General features: G+C 54.9%; 10 protein-coding genes and 1 tRNA gene. 5 read left to right on the top strand and 6 right to left on the bottom strand.

Annotated features, from left to right (window positions below; genetic code table 11):
- The 4 genes from RSSM_RS31505 to RSSM_RS06530 form a co-directional block, all read right to left on the bottom strand.
- Positions 1–1165: HlyD family secretion protein (locus RSSM_RS31505; protein ID WP_236620988.1), on the bottom strand; the 1165-nt coding region annotated here is incomplete at its 3' end.
- The gene (locus RSSM_RS06540) at positions 1162–1968 is read right to left on the bottom strand and encodes a TetR/AcrR family transcriptional regulator (RefSeq protein WP_044301441.1); all 807 of its coding nucleotides are present in this window, start codon (positions 1966–1968) and stop codon (positions 1162–1164) included. The genes RSSM_RS31505 and RSSM_RS06540, both read right to left, overlap by 4 nt.
- A gap of 61 nt (positions 1969–2029) precedes the next feature.
- Complete coding sequence (gene mscL / locus RSSM_RS06535; RefSeq protein WP_008675827.1) at positions 2030–2500, bottom strand: large-conductance mechanosensitive channel protein MscL; 471 nt, start codon at positions 2498–2500, stop codon at positions 2030–2032.
- Between the two features lie 202 nt (positions 2501–2702).
- Positions 2703–3626 carry a hypothetical protein gene (locus RSSM_RS06530; protein ID WP_008675826.1) on the bottom strand — a complete coding sequence of 308 codons (924 nt, stop codon included), beginning with the start codon at positions 3624–3626 and terminating at the stop codon, positions 2703–2705.
- A 79-nt stretch (positions 3627–3705) separates the two neighbouring features.
- On the opposite strand from RSSM_RS06530, the gene RSSM_RS06525 reads away from it, so the two are divergent.
- From RSSM_RS06525 to RSSM_RS31500, 3 genes are all read left to right on the top strand, one after another.
- Positions 3706–4401 carry a phosphoribosylanthranilate isomerase gene (locus RSSM_RS06525; RefSeq protein WP_008675825.1) on the top strand — a complete coding sequence of 232 codons (696 nt, stop codon included), beginning with the start codon at positions 3706–3708 and terminating at the stop codon, positions 4399–4401.
- 47 nt (positions 4402–4448) lie between these two features.
- Positions 4449–4533, top strand: a tRNA-Leu gene (locus tag RSSM_RS06520).
- Between the two features lie 168 nt (positions 4534–4701).
- A complete protein-coding gene (locus RSSM_RS31500; RefSeq protein ID WP_008675823.1) occupies positions 4702–6012 on the top strand; it encodes a tyrosine-type recombinase/integrase in 1311 nt (436 codons plus the stop codon).
- A gap of 212 nt (positions 6013–6224) precedes the next feature.
- On the opposite strand, the gene RSSM_RS06510 is transcribed toward RSSM_RS31500, so the two are convergent.
- Positions 6225–6674: a hypothetical protein gene (locus RSSM_RS06510; protein ID WP_144059612.1), complete on the bottom strand. Its 450-nt coding sequence runs from the start codon at positions 6672–6674 to the stop codon at positions 6225–6227.
- A gap of 929 nt (positions 6675–7603) precedes the next feature.
- Here RSSM_RS06510 and RSSM_RS06505 point away from each other — a divergent pair.
- Both RSSM_RS06505 and RSSM_RS06500 read left to right on the top strand, forming a co-directional pair.
- Entirely contained in the window at positions 7604–8215 is a 612-nt protein-coding gene (locus RSSM_RS06505) for a hypothetical protein (RefSeq protein WP_008675819.1), read from the top strand.
- A 127-nt stretch (positions 8216–8342) separates the two neighbouring features.
- Complete coding sequence (locus RSSM_RS06500; protein WP_008675818.1) at positions 8343–9689, top strand: hypothetical protein; 1347 nt, start codon at positions 8343–8345, stop codon at positions 9687–9689.
- A gap of 762 nt (positions 9690–10451) precedes the next feature.
- Here the strand turns inward: RSSM_RS06500 and RSSM_RS06490 are convergent.
- Positions 10452–11566: toprim domain-containing protein (locus RSSM_RS06490; protein WP_044301436.1), on the bottom strand; the 1115-nt coding region annotated here is incomplete at its 5' end.

Below are 11566 nucleotides of genomic sequence, written 5' to 3'. Positions count from 1 at the left end.
CGGAACCGGCGGGATCCCAATCTACGTTTGCGAGTTGTGAGTCACTGGCGAGTTGACGCTCTTCTTGCTGCTGATGACTCGTCGATGGGCTAAGAGTGAGAGCCGGATTCAATGTCGGAGTCGCGGACGGTGGAATCTGCTTCGGCGGATTCACGCCAACCCAAAACCGAGTCCCTTTCCTCCAACCCCGGCAAACTTCCGGTGGTACTCCAAAACGAGCCTCCACGGGCTCGACTTCGAGGATCTGTAACACTCCTTGATTGGGGCCGATCATCTCGCCCTCGTCGTACCGCCTTATCGCGATCACCCCCGCGTACGGAGCGACGATTTGGCTGTCGTCGCGGTCGACATCGACTTGCCTCCGCGACGCCTTGGCGGATTCTAATCTGGCTCGGGCAAATGCAATCTGCTCAGCACGCGTGCCGTCTTCGAGTTCTTCGAGTTCCGCCTTGCGTGACGCCAACGTCGCTCGCATTTCATCCACAGCGAATTTCGCGTCGTCGAGTTCCTGATCGGTCCCCGCACTGCGTCGAGAAAGCTGCTCCTGTCGGCTCAGTCTCTTTTCGGCCGATTGCAGTTGCGATTCGAGTTGCCGGACCCGGGCCGACGCCGCCCGTTTGGTCTGCTCGCGAGGTCCCGCGATCGCTTCCTCGAGCGAAGCCGATGCCGCCGCCACGTCTGCATCCGCCATCATCTCACGGACGTCCAAATCAGACGTGTCGAGCCTCGCCAAAACGTCACCTTCCGCGACCGCGTCACCTTCGTGCACCAATATCTCATTCAGTCTGCCGCTACGTCGCATCGACAGCCAACTCGATCGCTTCGCACGGACCTCTCCGCGGTAAGACTCAAACAACAACGGCGCGGAAACCTCACCCGCACGAATTATCGCCACGTTCACACGTCCGGCCGCGTCACCTGAATGCTCGCTACCACCGATTGCACCGGAGCCTGCCGAGGCATTTGGGGCCAGCACAGGCAGGCTTCGCATGGCCCATGCGCCTGCAAACGTGCAAACGATCACCGCGACGGCCCCGAACACGACGAACAAACGCATGCCCTTTCGAGTCGGCGTCGTCACCGGTTCGACCACGGAATCATCTCCAAGCGATGCGGCTGAATCGCTCGGTGCAACAGAATCGTTCGATGCAAGACGTCGGGTCATGCGGGGGAATCCTCCGCAGGTTGCTCGAGGAGGCGTTTCGCGTGACGGCGCAGTTTCGGTGTGATCGCAACCACAAAACTCTGGTACGCCCCGGCATCATAAAGCGGCCGCCATCCCAAATCGTCCAACAGCGCGTTGCAGTTTCGCCGGATCGCGATCCGCGGATGTGAGATTCCGGCGTTTCCGAGCGACGGGCTCGTTGCTTCCAATACCAAACCGCCGTAGACCAACGACCATAAACCGAACACGAGCTGCTCGGTCAATCTTTGTCGCGAGATGCCGTTGGCCAGCGTCAAGTCACCGCTCTCGATGGCCGCGCCGATCACGCCGCTCAGACAATTGATGCATTGCTGTTCGCATTCCGCCAGCAACTCGCGGCGGGTGGGAGACGCCTTCTGCCAAACCGGATCGTGCCGCGTAGTTTGCTCGATCGCAAAATCATCCGGCAAACAATCCACGTAGACTTCCGCCGCGATCCCAATTGCCGCACAACGCTCTCGCGGCTGATCACTCAACGTCACCGCGTACCGGAACATCTCCATCCGCCGCCGGACCGACCGGGTCGCCAACGCCGACAAAATATCTTCTTTGTTGACGTAGTGGTTGTAGATCGTCCCGCGTGTGCACTGCATCTCGCGTGCGATCGCCTCCATGCTGACCGCGGCGAGCCCCTTCTCTCGCACCAACGGGTACGCGGCATCGAGGATCCGACCACCGCGAGCACGAATCTCCCTCTGCTTCGCCGACAAGACGGGCGAACCAGGGGCGTTTGAGCAATTCGTCGAGGAGGAAGAGGCAGACATACCTCCTAATATGATCTGATCGTCAAAAATGACAACGCGCCAATTTTGACAAACTGTCAAATTATCCGTTCTTTAACGAGTCGCGGATTTCCCGCAGCAGTAAAATGTCCTCGCTCGGAACCGCTTTTTCCTCCTCCGGTTGCTCTCCTTCCATCTGCGACCTCGCGGCATTGATCGCCTTGATCATCACAAATAACGCCGCCGCGATCAGCAAGAATTCAAACACCGTCTGCACGAACGGTCCGTAGTTGAGGATCGGATAGTCCTGCACCAACATCACCGGATCACCATTCTCGAGCGTCTCCATCGTGCCGTCGGGTTTCAGTTTCGGGCTCTCTGTTTTGATCGTGTAGGCGGCTTCCTTGAAATCGATGCCAAACCTTGCCGTCAGGAGATTGATCGGCGGCATGATGACATTGGCAACCAGAGACGACACGATTTTCCCAAACGCACCTCCGATCACGACGCCCACTGCCAAGTCGACGACGCTGCCCCGCATCGCGAAATCCTTGAACTCTTTCATCAAACTCATATCAACAATCCCACGCTCATACCTATGAAAACGACCGCGTCGGTGACATCACCGAAGCCGTGAACAAGTATGGAGCGTCCGCGCACGGCAGGAAAGCAGACGCGTCTGCACAGGATCGCGGTGACCACCGCTCGTGGCGTTCGCTACACCAACCGACACGAACGACGTGGCGGCATTCTCAAAGCAACGCCGCGGCGAATCCTCAAACCGACAAGGCAAGAAACATCATCATGCCGGACGACAACGTGGCGGCACCGACCATCGACCAACCGGCCGCTCCTCGAAGGGTAACACCCAACGGTTGTCGGATTCGAATCCACGATTCACGAAAACACATCGCTGCGGTCGATTCCGTCAAAGCGCCAGGATTGGCGGTCGCCAAACGCACTCCCCCACCGAGAACCACCGGCGGCAACAGCAACCTCCAAAGACTCCCTACCGCGATCGTCGCCAACGCGATCATGACCGCCCATCGCACGTTGCTTTCCGACAACCTCCAAACGTTTGGTTGCGTAATCTCGATCGATTGAGAAAACACCTCGGCACGTTTGCTGATCTGCGACTCATACGACGTCAGCCAACGCTCGGCTTTTTCATCGCGAGACACCCAGTACTCTCGCCAACGCGTTGTTTGATTCAACGCGGATGGAACTGTTGTGGCCGAGTTTTCTACACCGGGTTTCGACTGGACTGCTTCCCCGGCCTGCGTGCCGTCGGGCTGTCGCAACGACACCGTGCGAAACGGGTCCTGCCCCGCCCGATCAATCGGCTGATCTGCGCCAACTGACTCCGCATAGGCTTGCGACGTCTCCTGATACCAACGAACGAGGCCTACCTGTGGCGAGACCGGCCCGATCATTTGCCGAACCAACTCGTTTCGCAATTGGTCAACAGATCGCGATGAGTTCGCGATGAGAAAACGTTGAACTTCACCGCCCGGCGGTTTCACGCAAACCTGGTAGGTTCGGATACTCGAATCGCGGAGTTGGATCAATTCACGCGACCTCGCGACCGAACAAACCAGCACGAACGACGCCAGTGAAACCAGCGCCATGTCGATCAGAAACGAGCGTGTTAGGATCTTCAACGGAAAACACACCCAAATTGAGTCGGGATTCGTGGACATCCTTTTTATCGGCTCGCTCCCAAACGAAGGTCCAGTAAACTTATTCCGATTACGACAATTGGCACGGTAACAAGAAGCGATGATTGACTTTCAGATCAAAATTTGTGGCGTCCGCACGGAATCCGACGTCCGCGTGTGTGAAACTGCCGGGGCGGATTGCGTGGGCCTGAATTTTTTTCCAAGAAGCATCCGTTACCTGCCACCGGACTCGCCCGATGCCCTCGCCGTTAGCCGATGTGGCGCGCGAGCGGGAATCGTTCGTGTCGGGCTGTTTGTCAACGAGAAGGCCTCTGAAATCCTGCGTGTCCAAAGCCTCCTTCAACTCGACGCGGTTCAACTGCACGGTGACGAAACAGTTGCCGACGCGGAGGAATTGCTCAATGCGAGAATTCCCGTGATTCGCGCGATCCGACTGCCCACCACAGCCCTCTCTCTCGAAGAAATCGCGGCGAAAATTGGCAAGTGGGCCGACGTCCCGGTCGCCTTGCTGCTCGACGCCGACGCGGGGGCTCAATTCGGTGGTGGCGGCAAACAACTCCACTGGCCTTCGATCGCATCCTGGGCGGAGGAATCACCACAGCAGGCCGGCCAACCGAGCTGGATTTTGGCCGGCGGGCTCAACAGCGAAAATGTCGCCAAGGCGATTCAGACCAGCGGCGCCACCCGTGTCGATGTCGCCAGCGGGGTGGAATCTCCCAAGGGAACCAAATCACCCGAACTGATTCAAAAATTCGTGTCCCAGTGCGTCCAAAGGGGCGTTGACGTGGAGCGATAACTTTCGCACACTCTCCCCTCTGCAAAAAAGCACCACGCGAAACAAAAGCGGCCGTGGCGGAACTGGCAGACGCGCTAGGTTGAGGGCCTAGTGGGAGTTAATCCCGTGGAGGTTCGAGTCCTCTCGGCCGCATTGATTTTTACGGTGTTTTTGATCGAGTCATATCGTCAAAAACCTAGTGTCACTCAGCAAGTGACAAAACAAGTGACACATTGACTTAACATTGGATTCGCGTCGCTGGCCTGGGCCAGAGACGTTCTCTACGCTCAGGGTCCCCCTTATGAGCGAAAGAGTCCAATCATGGCGTCACTTCACCCTGAGCCTTCGGGCACCATCCACATCGTTCTCCGTATCGGAGGGCGACGCTTCAAACGCTCTCTCGGCACCAAGCTCGAGTCCCAAGCGGTCGTTCGGCGAGACGCGATCGTCGAGATGCTCGATCTAATCAAGCGTGGCCGTTTGATAGTGCCTGAACACGTTTCGGTCATCGACTTCTTGATGGCGGACGGCAAAGTCGATTCGCTGCCTCCTGCCGATCCGCTGAAGACTCGGGCCGGACGGGTCACCCTGGAATCGATGTTTGCCCAATTCTTTGATTCACTACCGGTCGACAACGTCGAAGCGACCACCATCGGCACGATGCGGACGCATCAAAAACATCTGACGCGAATCCTGAAGCCAAATTTCGATATGGCCAATTTCACCGGCCAGACGCTTCAAAAGTACGTCAACGCTCGGGCCAAAGAAACAACCCACTACGCGATCGACAAAAGCAAGCCAAAGGAGGAGCGAGAGTACAAACGGGTCTCTGCAACGACGATCCGGAAAGAAATCGTCACTCTCGGCACGGTGTGGCGGTGGGCGGCAACGGTTCCCCTTGTCTCCGGCCCATTTCCCAACCGCGGCATTCGATTGCCGAAAACGGACGAGAAGCCGCCTTTCCAAACCTGGGGAGAGATTGAAGGTCAGATTCGACAAGAAAGTTTGACCGGCCTCGAAGCGGATACTCTTTGGGATTGCCTGTACCTTCGGCAAACGGAAATGAATCACCTGCTTAAACACGTTAAAAAAGCAGCTCGCTCCCCTTTCATTCATCCGATGTTTGCGATGGCCTGCTACACCGGAGCCCGCCGCAGCGAAATCATGCGGTCGCGCCGATCGGATTTTAACTTCGAGACAAAGTTCGTCACCATTCGCGAAAAGAAACGCGTGAAAGGCCAGCGGTCAACGCGTCGCGTTCCCCTCGCTCCCCCATTCGAGGCAATCATGCGAAAATGGTTTGACGATGAGCACCCTGGTGGCCCCTGGTCGTTTGCACAATTTGATTCATTCATGGATCAACAGCCGCTGCCAATCAAACCAGAGCAAGCACACTCTCATTTTCAATTGACGCTTAAAGGGAGTCGCTGGGAAAAGATCAAAGGCTGGCATTGTCTGCGGCATAGCTTCATCAGCAACCTCGCGTGCAGTGGAATCGACCAGCGGATCATCGATGAGTTTGTCGGTCACTGCACCGAAGAAATGAGAAGACGCTATCGGCATCTTTTCCCAGACATCAAACACGCGGCAATTGCTCAAGTGTTTGGTGGTGCAGCAGTCGTCGCTCGATAAAAGCCAATCGAATGGAACAGCATCGGTTCCGCAAACAGGCCTAGTTTTTTTCGCGTTCCGAATCCTTACCAAACCCCCGTTTATTACGGGGGCGTGTTTTGTACCTAGCTATTGCCCATCTTCACCCTAGTTTCGTTATTCCGCATTAATGGGGCGTATCCACCTTGGACCGGTCTGCCAGTCTGTTGCATGTCGGAAACGAAGAACCACCGCTACGGTCTTCCCCAAGGCTTTTTGGATTTTTCGAGGATATCAGATATCTCTTGCTGACCTTCACTACGAATTCGCTCTCTCTCGGCCGCCGGCATCTTTTCAAACGCGAAAAATTCTTCACGAGGAGTCTTACGCCGAAGCATCTTAAAGGTCTCGAGTCTGTAGAAGGTATGGCCTTTTGCAATCGAGATCCCAAACCATGCTGCATTTGGAAACAATCGCATTAGCTGAAAGCGAAGTGGGACACTCGCGTCCAAGGTGGCAAATTCGTTCACGTCCACAGCGACAGTCGACCGAACAACTAAATTTTCAAGTGGCGATTCCAGGTTTGCTCCAAGGTCATACGACGAAACCGTAAGTGTTGCATTGGTATCGGTTACCGAAACCAATGTGATCAGCCAATCAGATGTTAGCATCGCCTCCCCTACCCTAAGCTTGAATGCTGGCATGCCCATCAATCATCTCCTCGTCTGAAGTTTATTTGTTACCCAACCCCCGGAACGCGGACTGCACTTTCCTAGAGCACTGAATCCGTGTGATGGTTCAAAGTCGCACCGTCGAACTTCGGGCGGCGTGCGAGGAAGCATCGGTGAAAAGATGACTTCTCCTTGTTCGTCGATCGTGTCATTTCCGTCGGCAAAATTGGCGATCCGGTAAATAGTGACGCCGATGTGTGCGCCGGAAGGAGCGAAAGAATGAAACTAGATTTGTTGAACGCCTTGCGGTGTGGACACCGGTTGGATCTTCATTCTACGCAATGCGGGAGGGGCCGGGGCAAGAACTGGTCAAATGCGATGCCGACCGTTCATCGCGAACGCGTTTTTTAGCTAAAAGATTTGTCTTTCAAGTACTGAACGGCTCGCGAATCGACGTTGAATCGTTCTTGGTCTGTTCGTGAACCTGCAATTGAAAGATCCGTTCAATTCGTTTGCGTTCTGACCCGTTTGCGATCGCCTCAAGAGAGACCTTTGGACCGTTCAGGTTCGTTCGTCTACTCCCCTATTTGCCGCTTTGTAATTGAGTGTGATCACTTTTGATCGGTATCTCAATCGTTCATGAATCGAGCTAGATCGGTGCAAATTGATGTTGATTTATACGATCAAACACCCTGTTTTGATCGACACTAGTCTCCCCTCTCCTCTTTCGCTTTGATCTGATCCTGCATGGTTCACTGACCGTTCTGACTGAGGGCAAGGACCGCCGTACTCTCGCGATTTGATTGCGTACAACAAATTTGAACAGTTCCGCGAACGAGTCGCGAACCGTTGATTTGAATGCCTCGAACGCAAGTGCGAACGCTCGGTTCACTTCCTCGTTCAATTGCTTGCTTTTCTGTTTTGGCTGCTGTAGGGTCGGATCAACATTCCATTTACCCCCTATGTCTGAGTTTATCTCTGCAGTTGAAGCCAGCAAAATCACGCCGGTCTCTGCAAGCACCATCAAACGATTTATTCGTGACGTTGTTGAAGATCCGAATCACGCTTCACGCGATAAAGTGCAACCGTCGGTCGAAGAGCTGAAACGTGCACAGGAGGCAGGGGAGCCGTATCGCTGGACGATTGAGCAGGAATTTGTGATCGAGCAATTTGGAACCGCTGACAAAAAGAAGGGGAGTGCTGACAACCAACCGTCTGGGATGGTGCTGGAGATTCTGCGAAGCCAACTGGAAGCGAAGGACGCTCAGATCCGAACGTTAGAAACACAACTCGATCGAAAGGACGAGCAAATCAAACGTCAGGATGATCGGATGCAGGAGACGCACGTGCTCATGCAACACCTACAGAAACGATTGTCGTTGACGGCACCGTCACCCGAAGCAGTCACGGTAGATGAGGTTGTGGACGTGAACGACGATGCAGAACCGAGCCAAACAAAGGAGAGCTTGACGAACGCAACACCGCAAGCGAAGCAGAAAAGCAAGAAGTCAGCAAACTCAGGCAAGAACAGCCAACGCGGTCTATTCGGCGGTCTGTTTCGCCGGTCGAAGTAGGGGAGCCTAATCCACGCTTCTTCCAAATCATTCCTATACTCTGTTGAACTCTTCTCTGAATCAAACTCGGCCCGCTACCGCCCGACCAAAAACCTCGCGGTACTGTGGACTTGCCCAGCACACTCTGGTGGAACACGCCCTTTGTCCGCTCGACGCCACGAAGGCGATTCGACCAGGACTGCTGTACGATGCTTCGTACCAATACACCGACAAGAATCGAAACCGCAAAACAGCTCGTGCTCAAGTGGCCGCTCCGTTTGGTTTTTCACCCAATGACGAACTGTATCTCTACGGATTGCTGTCATTGACCTTCGCCCAAGCCGATCCTAGCGTTGACTTTTACGCAACGCCGCACTGGTGCTTGAAGCAGTTGGGATTGGTCGACAGCAAGAATAGTGACGGGAAACGGTACCGCATTTTCCGTGAAGCGATCCGCCGTCTATCTGGGGTCGTCTACACCAACGATCGGTTCTTCGATCCGGTTCGCGGCGAGCATCGCGATGTTGCGTTTGGTTTCTTGAAATACTCCCTTCCGATCGATCCCGAAAGTAGCCGGGCATGGCACTTCGTCCACGACAGCCAATGGTTCCAGTTTTGCCGCGCGGTGCAGGGGAGTTTCTCGTTTGATTTTCAAACCTATCGGCAACTGGACTTCGCCAGTCGTCGCCTGTTCTTGCTTCTGCAAAAGATGTTTCACCGCATCGACGCCACGCCACGATTTGAACTGCGTTCACTCGGAGTCGAAACGCTAGGATTTAATGATTCGCTCGCAACCAAAGAAATCAAACAAAAGCTGATCCGGGTTGCGGGCACTTTGTTGGACTTGAAAGCAATTCGCTTGCCAGCCAGCTGCAAGGCCATTCGTGACCTATTCCAAAAGGAACGTAAAGGAGTGTTCTCAGTAACATTCCATCGAGGTAGCTACTTCGATGGCCAACCCTACCGCACGGTGTTTACTGCCAAGGATTCGCCCCTCTATGAACCACTGGAGAAGATCGGTTTCGATACCGCTACGATTAAGCGGCTGATTGGACAATATAGACCGAGCCTGATTCAGCAATGGTCCGACATCACTTTGTCCGCGATCGAGCAGAAGAGAATCAATCAATCTCCGGAGGCGTTCTTCATGTACCACGTAAAACTAGCCAGCGAACAGAAAACTACGCCACCGGATTGGTGGCGGGAGCTTCGCAAGGCAGAGTTCGCTACCGAGCGTGCCAATCGACCCAGTGAACCTGATGATGAGCAAGCTTTCAATGACTACCTTGCGCATGAGGGGCGCGAAGCGTTCGAACGCGTCATGAATAAGCTGTTCGTGGGCCTTCGAGAAAGTGGTCAGACTGAGCCGGAGGCTCGAAGCAACGCCGAGTACACCGCGAAGGTCAATCTGCGTCGGACGTATCGTGTGCAATCCAAAACAGATTCATCCGGTGGCATGTTGAGCATGGCAGAGCTACTAAAACGATGGCAATAGAAGGGGAGTGAAGGCACCGGACTTCGCGTCACCCTTTTCTATTTCTTCAGCCGAACCTCGCGTCACCTTTTCAAAGATTCATACCGGACCTGTCGTCACCTTTTTGTTGGCTTGACTTGAAACTTCGTCGCTTCGCAGAAGCACATAACCAGCAAGCGTTCGACGGAACTTGCTACGCCAAAGAACTTGAACAAAGAATCTGTCATCAAAGGGCGGGTGGAACCCGCTATCGATTGAATAAATTCAATGTTGGTTTGGCAACATTGTCGATCGATTTGAACGATCGAACTCCACAAAAAGAGAGCAATCATCAGTGACCGATTGACTGACACCACACGTGACCTGCAAGCGTGCCAGGTTTCGTGTCATCTTTCGCGGCAGGGGACTGCACGCTTATCTTGGCTTACAAAGCCGCTCTCGGTCACCTCTGTGAGGGCTCCGCATCGACGTCCTTCGTCCGCGACCCCAGGCGGCTTTGCGACTATCGCGGACGGAGCCACGGCGCACCCGCCTGGGGTCGCTGACACTCGCTTCGCTCGGTCCTCGACGCGTCGCCGCACGCCACTTCACCAGCGGCAAAGCCGCCCCCAATCGCCGGACGAAGTCCGGCTACCGCCACGGCCCCTCTCTCCACTTGCCCCAAAATGCATCGCTAACGCGTCTCTCTGCGTCGATCGCTACCGCGACGACGTTCACCACCTTAGTTGAGTTCGCGGAGCGCATACGAGCTTCAAACGCATGCTTCATCTACAACGCATTCAACTACTTTGCAAGGGACTGTCGAATGGTCGCCCACTCCTCTTCCGTCAAATCCTCGGGCTGACGCCCTCTCATCATCCCATCGTGCGTATTGCTGGTAAACCCGAGACGGGTCTGCACACCGGCCTCGGTTAGTCGCCACAATAATTCTTTGAAGCCAGCTTCGCCCTCTGCATCGCAGTCTGGTAACAGCAAGGCTCGATTGCCGCCAGCTTGTTTAGCGAAGCGAATCAACTTCTCAATTTGTTGATCTGTCGCCTTGTTACTACCAAGACCGACCGCCGCAACGCCCAAGCTTTCCATTCTCAAAATCTCGTTTTGGCCCTCGCAGACGGCAACGCCATACTCGTTGAGTGACTCTTGAACGTGCGGCTCGTTGAGCCGATCGGCATATCCACCGTAGAGTTCGAGCCCGCGTTTGTAGCCGGTCACGTAGCGATGTTTATTAGGTTTCTTTCCTTCGGGCTTGCCGTCACGCAGCCACTTGCTCCATTTCGCCTCAAATGAAAGATCGCGACCGCTGTAGCTGACCACTTCGCCGCGTTCATTATGATGCGTGTACACGAGATAGTTTTTGCGGAATAGACTTCGACCATTTCCTGGAATCCACCCCACGCCCCACTTTTGCATCAGTTCTGACGTTAGCCATTCTCGCTTGCGAACGTACTGGGCTGCCTCGGGGCTCATTTCGGCAACATCGACGACTAGGTCATTGTGGAGGTCAGCGAGGTTTCGCGCCGCCTCGTTTTCATGCCGAATCATCGGCACGTTTGCCTCTTTTGGTAGAGCCATCGGCTCTTCCTGCTTGGTAACGGTAGGCCTCTGAGTCCTGGCTGGCCGTAATCCATCGACGACACCGTTGATCTCGCGTAGCTTGGCAACGGCCTCTTTGAACTCTTGACCACGCAGACGACCCCCGGCGGGCGGTTGATGGTTCTCCAGTCCATGAATCAAGCCCAAAATGTTGCTTGACGTTTGGCACACATGGCAGTACAGCCGTTTCGCCGCATCAAGCTGAATGGAAAGGTTGCCATACTGACTATCGCTGCAGGCTTCATTGAACACACACTTCATCCGGTGCTCGCGAGCACCGGCAACCGGCAAGGGCAGGCCATAGT

This window comes from Aporhodopirellula sallentina SM41 (assembly GCF_000346505.1).
GTDB classification, from domain to species: Bacteria; Planctomycetota; Planctomycetia; order Pirellulales; family Pirellulaceae; genus Rhodopirellula; species Rhodopirellula sallentina.
The sequence above is the reverse complement of the archived record's forward strand: the minus strand, read 5'-3'. Positions and strand labels throughout refer to the sequence as shown.

Coding starts and splice junctions, on each gene's coding strand:
- RSSM_RS06525 (WP_008675825.1), top strand. CDS start 3,706: ATGATTGACTTTCAGATCAAAATTTGTGGCGTCCGCACGGAATCCGAC.
- RSSM_RS06530 (WP_008675826.1), bottom strand. CDS start 3,626: ATGTCCACGAATCCCGACTCAATTTGGGTGTGTTTTCCGTTGAAGATC.
- RSSM_RS06540 (WP_044301441.1), bottom strand. CDS start 1,968: ATGTCTGCCTCTTCCTCCTCGACGAATTGCTCAAACGCCCCTGGTTCG.
- RSSM_RS06510 (WP_144059612.1), bottom strand. CDS start 6,674: ATGCCAGCATTCAAGCTTAGGGTAGGGGAGGCGATGCTAACATCTGAT.
- RSSM_RS31500 (WP_008675823.1), top strand. CDS start 4,702: ATGGCGTCACTTCACCCTGAGCCTTCGGGCACCATCCACATCGTTCTC.
- mscL (WP_008675827.1), bottom strand. CDS start 2,500: ATGAGTTTGATGAAAGAGTTCAAGGATTTCGCGATGCGGGGCAGCGTC.
- RSSM_RS06505 (WP_008675819.1), top strand. CDS start 7,604: ATGTCTGAGTTTATCTCTGCAGTTGAAGCCAGCAAAATCACGCCGGTC.